The sequence below is a fragment of the Faecalibacterium faecis genome (assembly GCF_040096475.1).
In the GTDB taxonomy this organism is placed as follows: Bacteria; Bacillota; Clostridia; order Oscillospirales; family Ruminococcaceae; genus Faecalibacterium; species Faecalibacterium taiwanense.
The window spans coordinates 1-20,573 of the sequence record NZ_JBBMEP010000001.1 but is presented as its reverse complement, the minus strand read 5'-3'; the positions used below and the strand labels follow the sequence as shown (position 1 = coordinate 20,573).

General features: G+C 57.1%; 18 protein-coding genes and 1 tRNA gene. 7 read left to right on the top strand and 12 right to left on the bottom strand.

Going from position 1 to position 20,573, the window contains the following annotated elements; all coding sequences use genetic code 11:
* Positions 1 to 27: 27 nt before the first annotated feature.
* Complete coding sequence (locus WMO17_RS00095; protein ID WP_097774769.1) at positions 28 to 753, bottom strand: NAD-dependent protein deacylase; 726 nt, start codon at positions 751 to 753, stop codon at positions 28 to 30.
* Between the two features lie 87 nt (positions 754 to 840).
* Between WMO17_RS00095 and WMO17_RS00090 the strand changes: the two genes are divergently transcribed.
* Positions 841 to 1,314 (top strand): methylated-DNA--[protein]-cysteine S-methyltransferase, encoded by a 474-nt coding sequence (locus WMO17_RS00090; protein ID WP_005939857.1) that lies wholly within the window; start codon positions 841 to 843, stop codon positions 1,312 to 1,314.
* A gap of 199 nt (positions 1,315 to 1,513) precedes the next feature.
* Here the strand turns inward: WMO17_RS00090 and WMO17_RS00085 are convergent, their stop codons facing one another.
* Complete coding sequence (locus WMO17_RS00085; RefSeq protein ID WP_349137229.1) at positions 1,514 to 2,521, bottom strand: GDSL-type esterase/lipase family protein; 1,008 nt, start codon at positions 2,519 to 2,521, stop codon at positions 1,514 to 1,516.
* Between the two features lie 345 nt (positions 2,522 to 2,866).
* On the opposite strand from WMO17_RS00085, the gene WMO17_RS00080 reads away from it, so the two are divergent.
* Positions 2,867 to 4,090 (top strand): 6-phosphofructokinase, encoded by a 1,224-nt coding sequence (locus WMO17_RS00080; protein WP_005939849.1) that lies wholly within the window; start codon positions 2,867 to 2,869, stop codon positions 4,088 to 4,090.
* Positions 4,091 to 4,173: 83 nt separating this feature from the next.
* A complete protein-coding gene (locus WMO17_RS00075) occupies positions 4,174 to 5,406 on the top strand; it encodes a 6-phosphofructokinase (protein WP_097781973.1) in 1,233 nt (410 codons plus the stop codon).
* Between the two features lie 99 nt (positions 5,407 to 5,505).
* Here the strand turns inward: WMO17_RS00075 and WMO17_RS00070 are convergent, their stop codons facing one another.
* The 6 genes from WMO17_RS00070 to WMO17_RS00045 all read right to left on the bottom strand — a co-directional run bounded on the left by WMO17_RS00070 (position 5,506) and on the right by WMO17_RS00045 (position 12,365).
* On the bottom strand, positions 5,506 to 6,822 hold the full coding sequence (locus WMO17_RS00070) for a 2-hydroxyacyl-CoA dehydratase (protein WP_005939846.1): 1,317 nt from the start codon (positions 6,820 to 6,822) through the stop codon (positions 5,506 to 5,508).
* Between the two features lie 50 nt (positions 6,823 to 6,872).
* A complete protein-coding gene (locus tag WMO17_RS00065; protein WP_349137228.1) occupies positions 6,873 to 9,812 on the bottom strand; it encodes an acyl-CoA dehydratase activase in 2,940 nt (979 codons plus the stop codon).
* Between the two features lie 352 nt (positions 9,813 to 10,164).
* On the bottom strand, positions 10,165 to 11,010 hold the full coding sequence (locus tag WMO17_RS00060) for a sensor histidine kinase (protein WP_097774765.1): 846 nt from the start codon (positions 11,008 to 11,010) through the stop codon (positions 10,165 to 10,167).
* Positions 11,011 to 11,036: 26 nt separating this feature from the next.
* Entirely contained in the window at positions 11,037 to 11,774 is a 738-nt protein-coding gene (locus WMO17_RS00055; RefSeq protein ID WP_349137227.1) for a response regulator, read from the bottom strand.
* The gene (locus WMO17_RS00050) at positions 11,764 to 12,069 is read right to left on the bottom strand and encodes a hypothetical protein (RefSeq protein WP_101956483.1); all 306 of its coding nucleotides are present in this window, start codon (positions 12,067 to 12,069) and stop codon (positions 11,764 to 11,766) included. The genes WMO17_RS00055 and WMO17_RS00050 overlap by 11 nt, the downstream gene beginning before the upstream one ends.
* A gap of 68 nt (positions 12,070 to 12,137) precedes the next feature.
* A complete protein-coding gene (locus WMO17_RS00045) occupies positions 12,138 to 12,365 on the bottom strand; it encodes a hypothetical protein (protein WP_154255340.1) in 228 nt (75 codons plus the stop codon).
* A gap of 223 nt (positions 12,366 to 12,588) precedes the next feature.
* Between WMO17_RS00045 and WMO17_RS00040 the strand changes: the two genes are divergently transcribed.
* The gene (locus WMO17_RS00040) at positions 12,589 to 15,891 is read left to right on the top strand and encodes an ATP-binding cassette domain-containing protein (RefSeq protein WP_005939823.1); all 3,303 of its coding nucleotides are present in this window, start codon (positions 12,589 to 12,591) and stop codon (positions 15,889 to 15,891) included.
* A gap of 68 nt (positions 15,892 to 15,959) precedes the next feature.
* On the opposite strand, the gene WMO17_RS00035 is transcribed toward WMO17_RS00040, so the two are convergent.
* The gene (locus WMO17_RS00035; RefSeq protein ID WP_349137226.1) at positions 15,960 to 16,760 is read right to left on the bottom strand and encodes a YoaK family protein; all 801 of its coding nucleotides are present in this window, start codon (positions 16,758 to 16,760) and stop codon (positions 15,960 to 15,962) included.
* 197 nt (positions 16,761 to 16,957) lie between these two features.
* Here WMO17_RS00035 and WMO17_RS00030 point away from each other — a divergent pair, with 197 nt between their 5' ends.
* Both WMO17_RS00030 and WMO17_RS00025 read left to right on the top strand, forming a co-directional pair.
* On the top strand, positions 16,958 to 17,785 hold the full coding sequence (locus WMO17_RS00030) for a TrmH family RNA methyltransferase (RefSeq protein ID WP_349137225.1): 828 nt from the start codon (positions 16,958 to 16,960) through the stop codon (positions 17,783 to 17,785).
* 74 nt (positions 17,786 to 17,859) lie between these two features.
* Positions 17,860 to 17,932 (top strand) — tRNA-Ala (locus WMO17_RS00025).
* Positions 17,933 to 18,424: 492 nt separating this feature from the next.
* Here WMO17_RS00025 and WMO17_RS00020 read toward each other — a convergent pair.
* Complete coding sequence (locus WMO17_RS00020) at positions 18,425 to 18,973, bottom strand: hypothetical protein (RefSeq protein WP_349137224.1); 549 nt, start codon at positions 18,971 to 18,973, stop codon at positions 18,425 to 18,427.
* Positions 18,974 to 19,071: 98 nt separating this feature from the next.
* On the bottom strand, positions 19,072 to 19,686 hold the full coding sequence (locus WMO17_RS00015; protein ID WP_349137223.1) for an FtsX-like permease family protein: 615 nt from the start codon (positions 19,684 to 19,686) through the stop codon (positions 19,072 to 19,074).
* A gap of 63 nt (positions 19,687 to 19,749) precedes the next feature.
* Here WMO17_RS00015 and WMO17_RS00010 point away from each other — a divergent pair, with 63 nt between their 5' ends.
* Entirely contained in the window at positions 19,750 to 20,034 is a 285-nt protein-coding gene (locus WMO17_RS00010; protein WP_156068789.1) for an NAD(P)H-hydrate epimerase, read from the top strand.
* Positions 20,035 to 20,150: 116 nt separating this feature from the next.
* Here the strand turns inward: WMO17_RS00010 and WMO17_RS00005 are convergent.
* On the bottom strand, positions 20,151 to 20,573 hold a 423-nt coding region (locus tag WMO17_RS00005), incomplete at its 5' end, for an Hsp20/alpha crystallin family protein (protein ID WP_349137222.1).

Sequence of the window (20,573 nt, the reverse complement as noted above, 5' to 3'; positions counted from 1 at the left end):
GCGCGAAACAGGGCCGCTCTTTTTGTTTTACAGATCCAGCGTTACATCCTCGCTCAGCACCTGACCAATGGGCTTTGCAATGCACAGGTCGGCTTCCGCATCTGCCCCGGTGGGCTGCATGTTGATGACCACCAGATGGTCGCCCCGGAAGTACCGGATCAGTCCTGCCGCCGGGTACACCACAAGGCTTGTGCCGCCGATGATCAGGGTATCCGCATGGCGGATGGCGTTCACCGCGCCGGACAGCACCTCCTCGTCCAGCCCTTCTTCATACAGCACCACATCCGGCTTGACGATGCCGCCGCACTCGGTGCAGCGGGGCACACCGGTGCTGTTGGCAATGAAATCCACATCGTAGAACTTACCGCAGCGGGTGCAGTAGTTGCGCAGGGTGCTGCCGTGCAGCTCGTACACCGTGCGGCTGCCCGCCGCCTGATGCAGGCCGTCGATGTTCTGGGTGACGACCGCTTTCAGCCTGCCCTCCCGTTCCAGCTTTGCCAGCCGCAGGTGGGCCGCGTTGGGCTTTGCCCCCTTCACGATGAGCTTATCGCGGTAAAAACGGTAAAACTCCTCCGGGTTCTCCTCCCAGAAGGTATGGCTCAGGATCGTTTCCGGCGGGTAGGCGTACTTCTGATGATAAAGTCCGTCCACACTGCGGAAGTCCGGGATGCCGCTCTCGGTGGAAACGCCCGCCCCGCCAAAGAACACGATGCTGCTGCTTTTGGCAATGATTTCTTCCAATGCCTGTACCATAACAAAAAACGCCCCTTTCGCCGGATGTACATTTGTGTTAAGATAGCTTCAGTATAACACAAACTCACAGGAAAGGAAGCGCAACTTTTGAACGTCTGGTATGTGAACAGCATTCTGGGAACCTTCCGGCTGGAAGAGGAAAACGATGCCATCTGCGGGCTGACCCTCTGCCCGGACGGGGTGCCGGAACTGGAACCGCTGCCCCGCAAGGTGTGCGAGACACCGCTTTTACAGGAAGCCGAGGAGCAGCTGAACGAATATTTTGCCGGGGCGCGCAGGGAATTCGATCTGCCGCTGGCCCCCAAGGGCACCCCCTTCCAGAAAGCGGTCTGGGCCGAGATGTGCCGCATTCCCTACGGTGAGACCCGCACCTACGGCCAGCTGGCCGCCGCTGTTGGCAAACCCAAGGCCAGCCGTGCCGTGGGCGGTGCCTGCCACTGCAACCCCATCGCCATCCTTCAGCCCTGCCACCGGGTGGTGGGCAGCACCGGCAAGCTCACCGGCTACGCCTATGGCGTGGAGATGAAGCAGTATCTTCTGGAGTTGGAACAGCAGGAGTAATTTTATGATCGGAATGCCCTCCGCGTTCGCTCTGGGCATTTTCAGCGGAAAATTTATTTTTATATTTGTGTTTCAGAAAAGCCTGCGGGCTTTTCTGAAACACTTTTTCACCGTAGGGTCGCTGTGGGAAACTGCATCATACACAAAAGAGCCATTGCACATCCATTTTGTGCAACGGCTCTTTATTTTTCACTCCGTTTTACTGTGCACTGTAAATGCTGCCCATCGTCCAGGAATTGTCCGCGCTGTACTTGGCGTGGTTGCGCAGGTAGGTGACCCACGCGCCGTAGCCGTTGCCTGCAGAGAGATGCACGCCATCCGGCGCTGCAAGCATCTCCTTCAGGTTGCCCTCGCCGTCGGCAAGGGTCTCCCACAGGTCAAGGTAAACGCATCCCTTGCTGGCGGCCAGCTGAGCCAGCTGCTCGTTCACACCGCGCAGCACATCCGATGCAAGGCCGGGCTTTTCGGCAGCTGCCGAGGGTCGCACCGGCGGGATAGACTGCACGTAGATCACGCAGTCCTCGCCCAAAGCCTCGCGCAGCATATCCAGCATCTGGCCATAGTAGGCAAGGAAGCGGTCCGAAGCGCCCAGCGTGGTGAGGGTGTTAGTGCCCAGCAGGATATACAGCTTCTTGGGCCGGGCAGCGGCCAGCACATCCAGCGCTACCTCCTGCCCGCGGGTGGGGCTTTTGACTGCGCTGCGGTTCACAATGGCATCCGGGCCAACGCCGGTATAGCCGCAGATGAGTGCCCCGTCCAGATTGATCTGGTAATCCGAGAAGCCCACCGTCAGACTGTCGCCCAGAAAGGCTGCGTCCGCAAAGTAGCTCAAGTCCACCTGCCCGCAGCTGGGCTGGCGGATGACGCTGGCATCATAGGCTTTGACAGTGTAGGCCCCAGCGCTCTGCTTTGCAGGGCCAAAGTTCTCCAGTGTGACGGCCTGCCCACCGGTGCTGCCATCCTGTGCAGCACTGTTGCTATCCGCTTCGCCCTGCATGGGCAGCGGTGCCAGAATGTTCTCGGCAATGCCGCTGGCGTTGGTAGGCGGGGTATCGTCCGCGCCCTCTGCGCCCTTTTCCAGAATGGCCGTGATGGCGTAGGATACCAGCAAAATGGCGACCACTGCGCCCAGAAAGCGCAGCTTGCCGCTGACTGTACCGCGCCGTGCCCGGCGCGGCGCAGAATGATACTCGTGTGAAATGCCCATGGTTTTTCCAGCTTTCTCCATTTTTCCCGCACAGAAGGGGGTTTTATCCGCCCGGGGCTGTGCGTTTTTTATTTTATCATAATTTTTTTGCCTGTGCAACCAATTAGGTCTTGCATACAACAGGCAAAACAGGTACAATAAGGATGTGGTAATTTTGCACATTTTACAAAAAGGGTGTGCACATGCCGCAAACTTTTTTGTATCACTTGCAGCATCCGGTTTGTTTGCCGCACGGTCTGCGGGCAGTGCAGGGCCTTTAGACCAAACCCCACTCTGGCGGCGCGGAAGCCGGAACCTGCAGCGATGTACAAATGATAAGAATGAAATTTGCAAAAGGAGGTACTCATGGCCAAGAATGTGATCATTGGTCAGAGCGGCGGTCCTACCGCCGTGATCAACTCCAGTCTGGCAGGCGTGTACAAAGCCGCCTGCAGCCTGGGTGCAGACAAGGTGTACGGTATGAAATACGGCATCGAAGGTCTGCTCAAGGAAGAAATGCTGGAGCTGAACGTCCTGCTGGACGACCGCATGAGCATTGAACTGCTCAAGCGCACGCCTTCCAGCTACCTTGGCAGCTGCCGTTACAAGCTGCCGGACCCGGATGTGGACTCCACACCCTTCATCAAGCTGTTCACCCTGTTTGACAAGTACGACATCTGCGCGGTGTTCTACATTGGTGGTAACGACTCCATGGACACCATCGCAAAGCTTTCCCGCTACGGTGAGCGCGTGGGCAGCAGCGTGCGGTTCATCGGTGTGCCCAAAACCATCGACAACGACCTGTGCCTGACCGACCACACCCCCGGCTACGGCTCTGCCGCCAAGTACATTGCCACTATTTTAAAGGAAGTCATCCGGGATTCCTCCGTGTATGACATCCGCAGCGTGACCGTGGCCGAGATCATGGGCCGACATGCGGGCTGGCTTGCCGGTGCGGCCTGCCTTGCGGGCGGCGACGACTGCGAAGGCCCGGATCTGATCCTGCTGCCGGAGGTGCCCTTCGATCAGGACAAGTTCCTTGCCAAGGTGGACGAGCTGCAGCGCCGCAAGTCCAATGTGATCATTGCGGCCAGCGAGGGCGTAAAGACCGCCGACGGCACCTATCTGTGCGATCTGGTGTCCACCGCAGGCCAGCTGGATGCCTTTGGCCACAAGGCCGTGCTCAGCGGCACCAGCCGTTATCTCTCCGACCTCATCCACGACAAGCTGAACTGCAAGAGCCGCGCCATCGAGTTTTCCACCCTGCAGCGCTGCGCCAGCCATCTGGCCAGCCGCACGGATGTGAACGAAGCCTACGCTGTGGGCGGTGCCGCAGCCGCAGCCGCCTTTGCGGGCGAGACCGGCCGCATGATCGCGCTCAAGCGCATTTCCGCTTATCCCTACCAGTGCATCACCGAGTCGGTGGATGTGCAGCAGGTGGCAAACCTTGAAAAGAAGGTGCCGCTGGACTGGATCAGCCCCGACGGGATGCAGGTGACTGCTGCCTTTGAGGAGTATGCCCGTCCGCTGATCCTGGACGAGGTTACCCCCGTTTACGTCAACGGCACCCCGCGCCATATCCGTCTGTAACCCCTTTTCCCGCGTCTGTTTTCGTGCATCCTGCACGTAATATTATATTGCCGAAACAGAAAAACAAAAAAGGAGAAATCATCATGGGAAAAAATGCAATCGTTGGTCAGTCTGGCGGTCCTACTTCCGTCATCAATGCAAGCCTTGCAGGCGTATTTGAAAGCTGCAAGAACCGCGGCGCAGAGATCGTTTACGGTATGTGCAATGGCGTTGCCGGTTTGCTGGAGGAGCGGGTGGTGGATCTTTCCACCGTGCTGACGGACGATCTGGACATCGAGCTGCTCAAGCGCACCCCGTCCAGCTTCCTCGGCAGCTGCCGCTACAAGCTGCCGGACTGGCATGAGGACGAGACCGTCTACAAAAAGCTGTTCGCCATTCTGGAAAAGCTGAACATCGGCTACTTCTTCTACATCGGCGGCAACGACTCCATGGACACCATCGGCAAGCTGGCTGAGTACGGCGAGCGCATCCAGAGCGACATCCGCTTTATGGGCGTGCCCAAGACCATCGACAACGACCTGATGGTCACCGACCACACCCCCGGCTACGGCTCTGCTGCCAAGTACATCGGCGTGGTGATGAAGGAGATCATCCGCGATGCCACCGTGTACGGCACCAAGTACGTCACCGTGGTGGAGATCATGGGCCGCAACGCCGGCTGGCTGACCGCTGCCGCCGCTCTGGCAAAGAGTGACGACTGCGAGGGTGTGGACATGATCTGCCTGCCCGAAGTGCCCTTCAATGTGGAACACTTCATTGAGAAGGTGCGCGTGATGCAGGAGAAGAAGCCCAGCATCGTGATTGCCGTTTCCGAAGGCGTGAAGCTGGAGGATGGCCGCTACGTCTGTGAGCTGGCCGACGATGTGCACGCAGTGGATGCCTTTGGCCATAAGGCCCTGACCGGTACCGCACGGTATCTGGCAAATGTGGTGGCCCGCAATCTGGACACCAAGACCCGCTGCATCGAGCTTTCCACCCTGCAGCGCTGCGCAGGCCATCTGACCAGCCGCACCGACATCACCGAAGCCTATCAGGTGGGCGGTGCTGCCGCCAAGGCTGCCTTTGAGGGCGTTACCGGCCAGATGGTGGCCCTGAAGCGCATCTCCAACAGCCCGTACCAGTGCACCACCGAGCTGCACCCCATCAGCGAAGTTGCAAACCTCGAAAAGAAGGTGCCGCTGAGCTGGATGAACGCCAACCACACCCAGATGACCGATGAGTTCCTGGCTTATGCCCGCCCGCTGATCCAGGCCGAGCTGACCCCGCTGTACATTGCCGGTCTGCCCCACCACATCTACATGAAGAATCAGAAGTGATCTCTCCTGCATTGATTTTTCTCAAGGCATGATAAAAGCCCGTCCGAGTTTTACGCCCGGACGGGCTTTTTGCATTTCGGTATTTTCCGCTTTAGAACATCAGACCGCCGCGCCGACTTTGGGTGCGCCGCCTGCGATTTCCTCTGCCGTCAGAGGCTTTGCCTCCACCGGGGCATTCAGGCGCTCCTTGGCCACTGCCAGCATCAGCTTGATGCGGTTTTCCTGATTGACCTTGGTGGCGCTGGGGTCGTAATCGATGGGGGTGATGTTGGCACTGGGGTACAGGGCGCGGATCTTATTCACCATACCCTTGCCCACGATGTGGTTGGGCAGGCAGCCGAAGGGCTGGGCGCACACGATATTGCCGTAGCCGCCCTGCACCAGCTCGATCATCTCGGCAGTCAGCAGCCAGCCCTCGCCCATCTTGGCACCCAGCGAAATGATGCCCTTGGGCTTTTCCACCAGCTCCTTGAAAGGGCCGGGGGCGTAGAAGCCTGCGTCGGCCTCAGCCTTGAGCATGGCGCGCTCGATGCTGTCCAGCCAGTTCAGGAACTGGTCAATGCCGATCTTCACCGCCAGCTTGCCGCCGTACAGGACGTGGTCCTCGCCCATGTTGAAGGCACAGTACTGCACAAAGCCCATCAGGCCCGGGAAGTTCACCTCGCAGTCCTGACTTTCCAGGAACTTCTGCAGGTCGTTGTTGCCCAGCGGGCTGTACTTGACGTAAATTTCGCCAACCACGCCCACCTTGACCTTGGGCACCCGGGTAACGGGGATGGCAGCAAAGTCCTTTGCGATGAGGGGGAAGGTGTGCTTCATCTCCTTGGAGGTGTAGCCCTTGCCCGCCAGCAGCACGCGGCCCAAGCGTTCCACCCACAGGTCTACCATCTTATCGGCAGCCCCCTTCTCGTTCTCGTAAGGTGCCACCTGATTGCGCAAAGCGCACAGCATATCGCCGTAGAAGATGCAGGCCAGCGCACGGCGGGCCAGCGGCAGGGTCATCTGGAAGCCGCTGTCCTTTTCCAGACCCGAGAAGTTCAGGCTGGCCACCGGGATCTGCGGATAGCCCGCCTTGACCAGTGCCTTGCGCAGCAGATGAATGTAGTTGGAGGCACGGCAGCCACCACCGGTCTGGGTGATGAGCAGGGCGGTGTGATCCAGATCATACTTGCCGCTGTTCAGCGCATCCAGAAACTGACCGATGACCAGCAGAGCCGGGTAGCAGGTGTCGTTGTGGACGTATTTCAGGCCCAGCTGTGCCACGGCACTGCCGCAGTTGCCCAGAATTTCGCACTTGTAGCCGTCGTAACGCAGGGCGTACTCCAGCAGGCGGAACTGGGTAATGGCCATGTTGGGGATGAGGATGGTATGGGTCTTCTTCATCTCCGGGGTAAATTTGGGATAATTGTATTCCATAGGTTCCTCCTATGTTGCTTTCTTAAAAAGCTTTTTGCTCTATCTCTATTTTATTCTGCCTTTTCTGCGGCCACCTCGTCCCGCTCGTCCAGAGCAGCAAACAGACTGCGCAGGCGGATATTCACGGCACCCAGATTGGTGATCTCGTCGATCTTGAGCTGGGTGTAGAGCTTGCCGCCCTCCTGCAGAATTTCGCGGGTCTCGTCGGTGGTGATGGCATCCACGCCGCAGCCGAAGGACACCAGCTGCACCAGATCCATATCCTTCTGGGTGGTGCAGTACTTGGCGGCGGCATACAGGCGGCTGTGGTAGGTCCACTGGTTCAGCACACTGGTAGGGAACTTCTGCACCCGGTTGGAAATGCTGTCCTCGGTAACAACGGCAGCACCGTGGCGGGTGATGAGGCGGTCGATGCCGTGGTTCACCTCGGGGTCCACATGGTAGGGGCGGCCTGCCAGCACGATGATGCGCTTGCCCTGACGGCGGGCTTCATCGATGATCTCGCTGCCCTTCACGCGGATCTTTGCCATGTGGGACTCGTATTCCGCATAGGCGGCATCCGCTGCGGCCTGCACTTCCTTCTCGGAGATACCGCCAAAGTACTTGGGCAGGATGTTCTTTGCCATCTTGTGCACAAAGTCCTTAGGGCGGTGGATGCCCACATAGTCATAGATGAACTTGGTGCCCTCCAGCTCCGGGCAGTTGCCTGCCAGAACCTCGGGGTAGTAGGCCACCACCGGGCAGTTATAGTGGTTGTCGCCCAGTCCCTCGTCCACATTGTAGGTCAGGCAGGGGTAGAAAATAGCGTCCAGCTGCATCTGGCTCAGGGCCTTGATGTGGCCGTGGCTCAGCTTTGCCGGGAAGCAGGCGGTATCGCTGGGGATAGTAGCCTGACCGGCGAGGTACAGGCCGCGGCTGGACACTGGGCTGGTGTGCACGGCAAAGCCAAGCTTTGTCCAGAAGGCCCACCAGAAGGGCAGCAGCTCGTAGAAGCCCAGACACAGCGGGATGCCGATGGAGCCGCGCTTGCCGGCCACCGGCTTATACTCGGCCAGCAGCTGCTGCTTGTAGGCGTAGAGGTTCAGGCTGTCGTCGGCACTCTTGCCGGTCACGGGCTTGTCGCAGCGGTTGCCGGAGATGTACTTGCGGCCATCCGCAAAGGTGTTGACGGTGAGCTGGCAGTGGTTGCCGCAGCCGCCGCACTTGACGCTGACCACCTTCTGCGCAAAGGCTTCCAGCTCCTGCTCGTTCATCATGGCAGAAGCAGTCTTGTGGGCCTTCTGGCTCTGGCGCAGGCCGAACAGAGCCGCACCGTAAGCGCCCATCAAGCCGGCAATGTCCGGGCGGATGACCTCCACGCCCATCTCCTTTTCAAAGGCGCGCAGCACGGCTTCATTATAAAAGGTACCGCCCTGCACCACGATCTTGCGGCCCAGCTCTTCCGGGCTGGATGCGCGGATGACCTTGTACAGTGCGTTCTTGACCACGCTGATGGACAGACCAGCCGAGATGTTCTCGATGCTTGCACCGTCCTTCTGGGCCTGCTTGACCGAGCTGTTCATGAACACGGTGCAGCGGCTGCCCAGATCCACCGGACGGTCTGCGAACAGGCCCAAGCTGGCAAATTTCTTCACATCGTAGCCCAGTGCCTGTGCAAAGGTCTGCAAAAAGCTGCCACAGCCGGAGGAACATGCTTCGTTCAGGAAGATGTTGCTGATGGCACCATCTTCGATCTTGAAGCACTTCATATCCTGACCGCCGATGTCGATGATGAAATCCACATCCGGCATAAAGTATTTTGCAGCGGTAAAGTGCGCCACCGTTTCCACCAGACCGTAATCGCAGCGGAAGGCGTTCTTCACCAGGTCTTCGCCGTAGCCGGTGGTGGTCACGCTGGCCACCTGCAGGCCCGGGTGCTCCTTGTAAATTTTCAGCAGCTGCTCCCGGATGAGGGGCAGCGGGTTGCCGAGGTTCGGTTGATAGTTGGTGTAGAGGATCTGGCTCTTCTCGTCCACCACCACCAGCTTGACGGTGGTGGAGCCGGAGTCGATGCCGATATGCACCGGGCCGCACTGCGCGCTGAACGGCACACGCGGCACACTGTGGGACATGTGGCGGGCATGGAAGGCCTCATACTCCTCCTTGCTGGCGAACAGCGGCGGCTCGCTGGCGTAGGTGGCAGTGGCAGCATACTGGTCCAGCGCATCGGCCACCTCAGACAGAACGAAAGCCTTGTCGGCATAGAGGGCAGCGCCCAGTGCCACATACAGCAGGCTGTTCTCCGGGCAGGTGCCGGTCACGTTCAGCGCTTCGTCAAAGCTCTTGCGCAGCACGCTGCTGAAGGTGAGCGGGCCGCCCAGATACAGGATATTGCCCTTGATGGGACGGCCCTGTGCAAGGCCTGCAATGGTCTGGTTGACCACAGCCTTATAAATGCTGGCAGCAATGTCCTCGGTGCGGGCACCCTGATTGATCAGGGGCTGCACGTCGCTCTTGGCAAACACGCCGCAGCGGGACGCAATGGTGTAGGTGCGCTGTGCGTTCTCTGCTGCCTTGTTCATCTCGTCGGCACCCATTTTCAGCAGGGTGGCCATCTGGTCGATGAAGGCACCGGTGCCGCCGGCACAGCTGCCGTTCATGCGCACCTCGGTACCGTTGGTCAGAAACAGGATCTTGGCATCCTCACCGCCCAGCTCGATCACGCAGTCGGTGGCAGGCACAAAGCACTTGACCGCTACGCGGGTGGAAAACACCTCCTGCACAAAGGGCACGCCGCAGCTGTCGGCCAAACCCATGCCCGCCGAACCGGAAATGCTCAGCAACGCCTTCTGACCGTGCAACTGCTCGGCATCGATGCGGCGCAGCAGCTCCTGCGCCTTTTCCAGAATATGGCTGTAATGCCGTTCGTATGTAGAATACAGCAGCGCATCATGTTCATCCAGCACCACACACTTGATGGTGGTACTGCCGATGTCAAGACCTACTCTCACGTTGTTTTTCCTCCTAAGGACAAATGCCGGAGGCAAAGCCCCCGGTGGACGGCAAAATCAATTTCTTTGCCAAAAATTAGTTTGTTAACGAATCATTTTGTCAATTCGCATACAAATGTATTATAATCCAATTTTGCGGCACAATCAATCAGCGTCCCTTATTTTACACAGAAAAAATAGTATTTTCCGCTCAAAAAGTTAAACATTTTGTGAACTTGTCGCTTTTTATGCGGCTGCACCGGTGTCTCGGCAAAGTTTTTTAACCTTTGCCAACAAAAAAGGACTGCCGCACAGGAGCATCTCCCCCGCAGCAGTCCTTATTCATTATTATAATGCAATCATGCAGCATGCATCACAGCTCGTCCGGGTCGCCGCGCTCCGGCATGGTACGCAGCTCCCGCACCAGCATATTGCGCAGCTGGTACTGATGCTGCTGTGCCTGTGCCGTATCGCCGCCCGTATGCAGCTCTACCGTCGGCTCCGTTATGCGGTCGGTGCACAGCGGAATGGTCACCACTGCCTGTGTGCCCTTTTCCGGTGCGCGCTCCACCCGCAGGCCCCAGCCCATACGGCGGCAGCACTCGCGGCAGAGCAGCAGGCCCAGCTTTGCGCCGCCCAGAAAGCAGCGCCGGTTCTCCAGCCATGCATCCTCGCCTGCTTCCGGCAGGCCGCAGCCATTATCCATCACCGTCAGCTGCCAGAAGCTTTCGCTGCGGCGCAGCATCAGCCGCACTTTGCCGCCCGCACTGCAGGCCCGCAAGGCATTCGAAAGCAGATGCAGGCACAGCAGTTCTGCATCATTGCGGTCCGCCATGACCCGGCAGGCTGTCCAGCCGCCATAGTCCAGCGTCAGTTCCACCCCAAGCTGCGCCTGCACCATATCGGCCTGTGCGGCGACCTGCTGCAGCAGCTGGCACAGGTCCAGCGGATAGAGCCGCGGGTCTTCCTCGGTGCGCAGAAAATCCAGCAGCGACATCACTTCGTTCACAGTGCGATCCAGCCTTGCCGACGCAGCGCTGATATCGTTCACCGCCTGCCGGGTCTGCTGGTCGGCACCCACATGCGCAAGGTGCTGGTCCAGATATTCGCAATTGCGTCCGATCAGGCCCAGTGCATGGAAGCATGCCTGTTCCACATCCTTCTGCGGGATCGCCTGCGCGGTCAGTGCACCCGCCTCGTTCTGCCGCATCTGCTCCATACCCTTGCGCCTCCTGTGTTTTATGCTCAGTCGTCCTTCTGACGCTGAAGATAATTCTTGACAGTGTAGATCAGTTTACCAGTGGTAGGTTTCTCGTCCGCAAATCCGCTTTCGTCCTTGAAGCGCAGCCACTTGGCCGAGGGCTTTGCTTCCAGCTGGTCGATCATACGCCGGATGCCGCTGTCCACAGCAGAGACCGACACATTGTACTGCTCGCTCACCGCCTGCAGGATCTCCTTGCGGATGGCCAGCTTCTGGCTGGTGCCGTACACCACGCCCACCGCACAGGAAAGATAGTTGCAGTTCACGTCCGGCAGCTGGATGCCCCAGCCCTCATACAGTTCCTGACACTTGCGTTCCATGCGCTGGCTCTGCCGTCCCGGCAGGCGGTACAGCTCCCACAGCAGGTTCTTCAGTTCGGCATGGCCCACATAGCAGAATCCATCGCCCGATTCCAGACAAATGGCACTCGTATTCTGCCGCCTGCCCTCATCAAACAGAACAACATTCGGTTTGGGATCCATGCTGCGGATATTCATTAAAAACTCCAGCCCGCTCATATCTTCCAGCTGGCTGCAGAGGATCACAACATCAAACTGACGGCCCTGACGCAGCTGTTCCAGCAGACGGCCGCCGTTCTGGAAGCAGGTGCACTCCAACGCAGGGCTTTGCTCCTGCAGGTAGTTCTTTTCCACCCGCAGCTCCTTGCGGTCGTAGCTTCCAAGGGCGATCTGCAGCGTTTTTGCTGTGTGCTCACTCTCCACGCAACGCGCCGCCTTTCTGCCTGAGCTGTTCTGTATCGGTCAGTTCTTCTACCACATCCTGCCAGATCTCCGGCTGGACGCCATTCTCACACAGATAGCGCAGGATCCGGTAGCAGAACTCTGGTGCAGCTGCAATGTAGCAGCTTTGCATGTACTGCCGGTTCCCGGTACGGCAAAGCGTCAGGCAGCAACCGTTTTCGTTGCCTGTATCCATTGAGTATACCAGCGTATATGCTTTCTGCAACCCGTCGATTGCCGAAAACTGACGGATCATAGGTGAAAATGTACGTTCCATAATTTTTCCTCCCTTGCTACAAGGTCCTGCGACGTTTTCAAGGCATTCCTTGTTTTTCTTATCTTATTTTAAAGAGCAGAGAGGGCTGGTTCAATCCTGAAAAAGCGTCTAAAAATGTCAAAATCACATTCGTTGCGTTTTTTTGTCGTGTTTTTCTGTTCTGCGACGCATTTTATTTTGTGCTTACGGTTCATTGCAGATTTTTTGCGTCGTATTGGCAGTGTAATTCTGCTTTCGCGATGCTTTTCTGTTTTATCAGGATCTTCCGCTATTAAAATAGCACGACGGCGACGCAAATTCAACCTCCACGTCAATTTTTCCTTTATTTTCCTGTTTTTCTGCCTCAAAAGCCAAAAATACCGGTCCGGTCAAAATTTACGTTGAAATATACACAGTTTTTTCATATTATTTCGGTAAAATAGAAGTGTATAACGCCTTGCTGCGGGTCCTGTATCCGGGCAGTTTATTATAATGTACAGCGGCAGCGTTCCTGCGAGGATGCGCCGGAAAGGCTCACACATGCTCCAACTCAACCACATCAAGAAAGAATACAAAACCGGCGATCTGGTGCAGAAAGCACTGGATGATGTCAGCCTGAACCTGCGGGACAACGAATTCGTCGCCATTCTCGGCCCCAGCGGTTCCGGTAAGACCACCCTGCTGAACGTCATTGGCGGTCTGGACCGCTACGACAGCGGTGATCTGATCATCAACGGCATCTCCACCAAAAAATATACCGACCGCGACTGGGACTCTTACCGCAACCACACCATTGGCTTTGTGTTCCAGAGCTATAACCTCATCCCACACCAGACAGTGCTTTCCAATGTGGAGCTGGCGCTGACCATCTCCGGCATTTCCGGTGCCGAGCGCCGCAGCCGGGCCACCAAGGCGCTGGAGCAGGTAGGTCTGGGCGACCAGCTGCACAAGCACCCCAGCGAAATGTCCGGCGGCCAGATGCAGCGTGTGGCCATTGCCCGCGCACTGGTCAATAACCCCGACATCCTGCTGGCCGACGAGCCGACCGGCGCACTGGACAGCGACACCAGCATTCAGGTGATGGAGCTGCTGAAGGAGGTGGCCAAAGACCGCCTTGTGGTCATGGTCACCCATAACCCGGAGCTTGCAGAGCAGTATGCTACCCGCATCGTCCGCCTGCGGGACGGCGTGATCCAATCGGACACCGCACCGTTTGCGCCGGATGATTCCGCTCAGGTGCCGCCGGTGCACAAAAATCTGGGCCGTTCTTCCATGTCGCCGCTCACCGCTCTCGCGCTGAGCTTCAACAACCTGCTCACCAAAAAGACCCGCACCCTGCTCACCGCATTTGCGGGTTCCATCGGCATCATCGGCATTGCGCTCATCCTTTCGCTCTCGGCCGGTGTGAGCAATTATATCCAGGAGATGGAACGCTCCACCCTTTCGGAATATCCGCTGCAGATCTCGACCACCGGCGTAGACCTTGCCGCCCTGCTGGACCCGGGAAGCTACACCAGCGCCGTTGCCAACAACACCAATGTGGGCGCCACCAGCGCTTCTTCCACCCCGGAGGGCATGGTCACAGTGCGTGAACTGCTGAGCCAGCTGACCGAGGATAATTCCTCCGTCAATGACCTTGCCTCCCTGAAAAAATATCTGGACAGCGACGAGTGCACCATCTCGGAGGATGCTGCTTCCATCGAGTATTCCTACGGCATCGCACCGCTGATCTATCGCCAGAACAAGGACGGCACCGTGCGCCAGATCTTCCCGGACAGCAGCCTTTCTGCGCTGAACAACACCACCTCTGCCGCCGGCATCGTCTCTTCCATGACCAACCAGAGCGTGTTTACCGAGATGGCCGAAGAGCCTTCGCTGTACGAAGATCAGTACGATGTCAAGGCAGGCCGCTGGCCGGAAAGCTACAACGAGGCCGTTCTTGTGCTGAATTCGGATGGCAGCATCAGCGATTACGCTCTTTATATTCTGGGCATTGAGGACGACAGCGTGATGATGCGTTTTCTGCAGGAGTACGCAAAAAACAAGAACACACAGGCTCCCACCGGCTACGGCACCTACCCCTACGATACCTTTGTGGGCCTGAAATATAAGATCGTTACCAGCTCGGACTATTACGTTTATGACGAAGAACGCCAAATCTGGCGCAACCGCTCCGACGATGAAGCGTATGTGGAGCAGCTTGTGGAAAACAGTCCGGATCTGACCATCGTGGGCGTGGTGCAGCCCCGCGCAGATGCCAGCTCCACCATTCTGCCCATAGGCGTTGCCTATACCCATGCACTCACCTACTACGCCATCGACCATGCAGCCGAAAGTGAAGTGGTAAAGCAGCAGCTTGCCGACCCGGAAGTGAACGTGCTGACCGGCGAGCGCTTTGATGCCGACCAGCGCGAAACCGATCTTGACATTTCTTCCCTGTTCTCGGTGGATACCGATATGCTGAAGGATGCCTTCCAGTTCGATGCAAGCAAGCTGCAGTTCGACCTGAGCGGTGCATTTGATCTGCAGGATGGCAGCTTTGACTTTTCCTCCATCCTTGATCCGTCCGCATTCCAGCTGGATCTGAGCGATCTGGACCTGAGCGACATCGACATGAGCGATGTGGAGCTTCCGGACATGGACGCGCTGGATCTGAGCCAGTTGTTTGCCGATATGGACCTGTCCGTCTCGGAGGATGCGCTGCAGAGCCTGATGAAGAAGATCATGAATGGCTATAAGCGCTATATCATCGGCAACGGCATCTTGAATCTGGATAAGATTGGTTTCTCTTCCTATATGGAGAGCGACCAGTTCAAGCAGCTTCTGTCCGAATCCATGGGCGACCTGCTGGACACCACCGGCCTGCAGGAGCAGTTCACCGCTTCGCTGCAGCAGAACCTGCAGGGCATCATGACGAGCTATCTGCAAAGCTACTCGGAACAGCTGAGCCAGAAGCTGGGCGAAGCTCTGCAGACCAAACTCACCGCTGCCATTCAGACCCAGATGAGCACCGTGATGCAGCAGCTGATGACCCAGCTGACCACTCAGTTCAGCCAGCAGATCCAGTCCGCCATCCAGAACAACATCGCTCAGCTCAGCAGTCAGGTGGAAGATGCCCTGAAGATCGACCCCACCGTGTTCCAGAGTGCCGTGCAGGTGAACATGAGCACCGACGACCTTGTGGATCTGGTCAAGATGAACCTGCAGTCCAGCACCACCTCCTACAGCAGTGTTCTTGGTGCACTGGGCTATTCGGATTATGCAAAGCCCGGCAGCATCTGGATCTACCCCAAGAGCTTTGAGGCCAAGAACCGCATCGTGGACAGCCTGAACGCCTACAACGCCGCCATGCGTGCGCAGGGCGAAGAGGACAAGGTGATCGTATTCTCGGATACGGTCGGCACCCTGATGAGCGCCGTGACCAAGATCGTGGATATGGTCAGCAATGTGCTGGTGGCCTTTGTTGCCATCTCGCTGGCGGTTTCTTCCATCATGATCGGTGTCATCACCTATATCAGCGTGCTGGAACGCCGCAAGGAGATCGGTATTCTGCGTGCCATCGGTGCATCCAAGCACAATGTCTCCGAGGTGTTCAATGCCGAAACCTTCATTATCGGAATGTGCTCCGGCGTGATCGGCGTGGGCCTGTGCCTGCTGCTGCTGATTCCCGGCAACATGCTCATCCACTCCATTGCAGGAACCACCAGCGTCACCGCTGTGCTGCCGCCCAAAGCTGCACTGGTCCTGATCGTTCTGGCTACCCTGCTCACGATCCTTGGCGGTCTGATTCCCGCCCGCAGCGCAGCCAAGTGCAACCCCGTCACCGCCCTGCGTTCTGAGTAATTTCCTTTCTCGACAAGCAAAAGGAGTCGCTGCATCACGCAGCGGCTCCTTTTTTGATGTCCGGTGATTTATCTCAATTTCTCGTGTAATTCCTCATGCAGTTCCTCGCGTTCTTCCTTCAGTTCCTGCTTGAGAGTCCGGTCGATCTCCCGTGTCTCCTGCCGGATCTCAGCCAGATCCTTTTCGATCGCAGGGTTTTCTTCGATTTCTTCCCGGATGAACATGAGCGCAAAGCTTACCAGCAGCAGCCCGCAGGAGATCCAGATGGTCTTTCCTGCCAGCCGCGCTGCGCCCATGCTTCCAATACCGGCACCCACCGCGAACAACAGAATGATGCCAAAATAACGCATCATCCGGTCCTTAACTTTCGGTTCATGGGTCTTGCTCCAGATGCAGAATGCTTCCACACCGCTGCGCAGGTCACCAATGCACATGGTGCTGGCAAATGCATAGCCGTTCACCTTGCGGAACGCCTGCACCTGCATTGCGCAGGAGAAGGAAACGATGGCGTTTGCCAGCAGGTTTTGCTCCTGTGGCAGAAAGCCAACAATGAACAGCAGAAGCACTTCGCCCAGCACCACCAGCTGCCGCCAGTGAAGCCGCTGCATGTTGCAAAAGCTCTCCCGCATCTTTTCTGCCACCAGTACGCCCAGCGCAAAAGCACACAGAGGAACCAGATAGTGCAGCACCCGATCCCACTGACCATCCATGATGTTGAAACTCAGCAGCACGATGTTGCCGGTCTGTGCATTTGCAAACACCTTACCGCGGAACAGATACGTATAGGCATCCTGCAGCCCGCCTGAAAGCGAAAGGAACACCGCCGTCAGGAAGGACTCTGACATCTGCCCATGATGTTTTGTTTTCATATTACCTTTTCCCCTCTTTTCGTACCCTATTATAATATATTTTTACAGCTTGGTCCATATCAGTTTTACATATCCGGCATGTGTATCTCTGCGCTCTGCCAGCGCCGAAAATACGGCCCGTGCCCGGCCTGCACTTTGCATTCCCTCACAGGTTGTGTTAGAATAAGAAAAAAGCTTTTCCAAAGGAGAACTTCCTTATGCCGAATATTGTCGAGATCACAGACCTTTCCGCACCGGAGCTGGATGTCTATGCCCGCCTGACGCAGGCGCAGCTGCGCAATCGTCTGGAACCGGAAAAAGGCATCTTTATTGCCGAAAGTCCCAAGGTGATCGCCCGCGCGCTGGATGCCGGATACACACCGCTCTCCCTGCTCATGGAGCGTAAACAGATCACCGGCCCGGCTGCCGATCTCCTGACCCGTTGCGGTGATGCCCCGGTGTACACAGCCGACCGCGAGACCCTTGCCAGCCTGACCGGCTTCGAGCTGACCCGCGGCGTGCTGTGCGCCTTCCGCCGCCCGCTGCCGCGCAGCGTGGAAGAGGTCTGCCGCAATGCCCGCCGGGTGGCCGTTCTGGAGGGCATTGTGGACTCCACCAATGTGGGAGCGATCTTCCGCAGCGCCGCTGCACTGAACATGGATGCCGTGCTCGTTACTCCTTCCTGCTGCGACCCGCTGTGCCGCCGTGCCGTGCGTGTGAGCATGGGCACCGTGTTTCAGGTGCCCTGGGCGCAGATCGGCACCTGCCCTGCCGACTGGCCGGAAAACGGCATTGCTCAGCTGCACAGTCTTGGCTTCAAGACTGCTGCCATGGCTCTGAGCGACCGCTCCGTAAGCATTGACGACAGCGCTCTTTCCGCCGAGCCGAAGCTCGCCATCGTGCTGGGCACAGAGGGTGACGGCCTTGCCCACAGCACCATTGCCGCCTGTGACTACACCGTAAAAATCCCTATGTCCCACGGCGTGGATTCCCTGAACGTTGCCGCTGCCAGCGCTGTTGCTTTCTGGCAGCTAGGCAACCGCTGAGCGATGCTTTTTGGCCCTGCCCAAAATACTTGACAAATTTCCTGAACAGAGTTACACTTACAGGGTCATCACATGGGCCTATAGCTCAGTTGGGAGAGCGTTCGGTTCGCATCCGAGAGGTCAAGGGTTCGAATCCCTCTAGGTCCACTTTTAGCAGCAGTGTAATTTTAACGCTGCTGCTTTTCTTTTGTGTGCACATAAGTCAAACGCTGGCTTTGGGACCTGGAGGGATTCGAACAGCACGGCCCTGCCGCAGGCAGGGCAAGCAACAGCCCAGTGCAACGGCGACGACCGCAGCCAGTGGCTGAAACAGGGAGGAGCTGTTGGGGCCGCGTTCTGATTTTTCAAAGCCCCGCCAAGGGGCTGCGGAAAAATCAGCTAACGCAACTCGTCGCTGTTGCTTCGTGCGCGGGTCCCAACCAGTAGGAATGTCTACCGGGGAGACTTTCGTTTTTGCCGCATCGTTTTGTACGATGCGGCGTTTTTTATGCCTAAAAAAATTTGGCAGACCGTGCCGGGCTCCGAACCCTGAAGTCGGATGCGAACCGGGTAGGGTCATCCATGTGCTTTTTGAAAATCCATCGCTTTCACGTCTCTTTCTTTGCATTTTGCAGAGTGCTGCGGGCAAGTGCATCGCTTTTATGCCCCCCTCTCGGAAATTCCTTCAAAAATTTCCGCACCATCGTAGGTTGATACAGCCTTGAGCTGCTCCACTTGGTTGAAGCTGGCGTTCAGCGTAATCGAGATCTCATAGTCTTTTCGGACGCGAATCTCCTTGATGAACTGCTGCAAAATGGCGCGGCGTTCATCGTGGTTGGCGGTGTCGTAAACATCCGCCCATGTAAACAGCTCGTTGCAGATGTAGTTGCTGCGCTTTGCTGTTTTGGTGGCTTCTTCGTATTCATCCTGTGCCTGCACGAGCTGCTTTTCCAGAGTTTCCAGAGCCTCTCTTGCCTCGGCTACCAGTGTGCCCAGCAGTTCTTTGTCCAAGGCACTTACGCCCCGGATGACGAGGATGGTTTCGGCTTTCAGGTCGTCCAGTTCTTTCTGCTTGCTTTCCAAGTCTTTCTGGATTTTCTTGACCTTCTTCTGGATGCGAGCGGCATCGTTGGTCTTGACCGATTCCAGCAGCTTCTTCCGGGAAACCTCCCGGAACTGTGCGAAGATCTGCCGGACAACTTCTTCCACAATGGAATCCAGCTTGGAAACACCGTAGCCGGACTGCCCATCGCAGTCACCCGGATGCCGAATCTTATAAAAGCAGCTATACCGGGGCCGGACTTCTTTCACCGTATAGCGTAATAGGCACCTTCCCACAAGAATGTTTTATAAAGGCTTGCGGCACTCATGCCAATAGCCCGCTGCATACCAATTTCATTGACACGTGTATGGATGTTGCTGTAAACGGTGTTTATGATATTCAATATGTCATTGCTATTGTTGTCCCAATAGGAATCCACCAGCTTGCCCGTCAAATCGGAAATCTGCTGGCTGAGCCTTTCATGGTAAACGCCGTACTCTCTGGCAAGCATTTCCGACACAGGCTGCACCAAATCGGGGCCGAGCTGCCATACCTCCGGGTCGCGAGAATTGCGGCGCACCCCGGTGTCGCTCACATCGAAAACATAGTGCAGGCACGGTACGCTGCTGGACTGGTCTAACAGGGCGATTCCTTTAGAACCTCTGCGCACATAGCGGTTCATGCGGTTATTCCAAATGTCGAAGCTGGCGCAGGCGGTGGCATCAGGCCGCTGGGCGTAGATCATCAACTGGTCTGCAAAACTGTACTTGTACCGCCGGGATGCAGTGGTCAGGTAGTCCGTCCAGTTTTCCCAATATCGGGTCAGTTCCTTTGCCGTTTGCTGGGCGAGGTTAAGGTATTCTTGCGTTTTGTTTGGCATTTTGGCCTCCTTTCAGCTCTGTGGTAAACAAAAAAGCGAGCGGCCTTTTCAGGTCACTCGCTTATGGAATCTATGGTAGTTTATGGCGCACTTCGGCCTTCCGGTCTTGCTGCCTGCGGGCTGATACGCCGTCTGCATAAGAGCGACACCTTTGTGCTGGCTGTAGACCTGCCCAGCGGCATCAACACGGATACCGGGGAGGTTGCCGAGGGTGCTGCCCATGCAGATTTGACCGTAACCTTCGACAGTTATAAGCCTTTGCATATGGCAGAAGCTTCTGCGCCGCTGTGCGGAAAAATCATCTGTGCTGACATTGGCATCCGGGATGAATGGCACCCGGAGTTTTGACGAAGGCTTGCCGCTGCGGAAAAATACCGGGAAACAAAAAATGCCCCCGGAGGGCTTGTTGCGGCTCTCCGGGGGCATCTTATGTGCGTTGTGCCTTGGCGCACACGACCGGCGTTTTACTCGATCTCGATCAGATTCGGGTTCTCAGGCAAAGCCTTCGTCTGCTGAGGAGCAGGCAGCTCGACGTGCAGGACGCCATCCTCGAACTTTGCGTGGATGTCTTCCTTCTTCACATCGCCTACGTAGAAACTGCGTGCACAGGTGCCGGAGAAGGATTCGTGCCGCAGATAGCGGCCCTTCTTATCCTTTTCGTCATTACTGTGGCTGCGCACTGCCTGAATGGTCAGGTAGCCGTCGTTCAGATCCATCTGAACGTCTTCCTTCTTGCAGCCCGGCAGGTCAACAGCTACTTCATAACCGTTGTCCGTCTGTTTGACATCGGTCTTCATCATGTTTGCACCACGCTTACCAAAGGTATCACGAGCCTCACGGTTCATCATACGTTCCAGTGCAGCGTCATTCCAGAACGGATCGAAGAA

Coding starts and splice junctions, on each gene's coding strand:
- WMO17_RS00095 (WP_097774769.1), bottom strand. CDS start 753: ATGGTACAGGCATTGGAAGAAATCATTGCCAAAAGCAGCAGCATCGTG.
- WMO17_RS00085 (WP_349137229.1), bottom strand. CDS start 2,521: ATGGGCATTTCACACGAGTATCATTCTGCGCCGCGCCGGGCACGGCGC.
- WMO17_RS00080 (WP_005939849.1), top strand. CDS start 2,867: ATGGCCAAGAATGTGATCATTGGTCAGAGCGGCGGTCCTACCGCCGTG.
- WMO17_RS00075 (WP_097781973.1), top strand. CDS start 4,174: ATGGGAAAAAATGCAATCGTTGGTCAGTCTGGCGGTCCTACTTCCGTC.
- WMO17_RS00070 (WP_005939846.1), bottom strand. CDS start 6,822: ATGGAATACAATTATCCCAAATTTACCCCGGAGATGAAGAAGACCCAT.
- WMO17_RS00060 (WP_097774765.1), bottom strand. CDS start 11,010: ATGGAGCAGATGCGGCAGAACGAGGCGGGTGCACTGACCGCGCAGGCG.
- WMO17_RS00050 (WP_101956483.1), bottom strand. CDS start 12,069: ATGGAACGTACATTTTCACCTATGATCCGTCAGTTTTCGGCAATCGAC.
- WMO17_RS00040 (WP_005939823.1), top strand. CDS start 12,589: ATGCTCCAACTCAACCACATCAAGAAAGAATACAAAACCGGCGATCTG.
- WMO17_RS00035 (WP_349137226.1), bottom strand. CDS start 16,760: ATGAAAACAAAACATCATGGGCAGATGTCAGAGTCCTTCCTGACGGCG.
- WMO17_RS00030 (WP_349137225.1), top strand. CDS start 16,958: ATGCCGAATATTGTCGAGATCACAGACCTTTCCGCACCGGAGCTGGAT.
- WMO17_RS00015 (WP_349137223.1), bottom strand. CDS start 19,686: ATGCCAAACAAAACGCAAGAATACCTTAACCTCGCCCAGCAAACGGCA.
- WMO17_RS00010 (WP_156068789.1), top strand. CDS start 19,750: ATGGAATCTATGGTAGTTTATGGCGCACTTCGGCCTTCCGGTCTTGCT.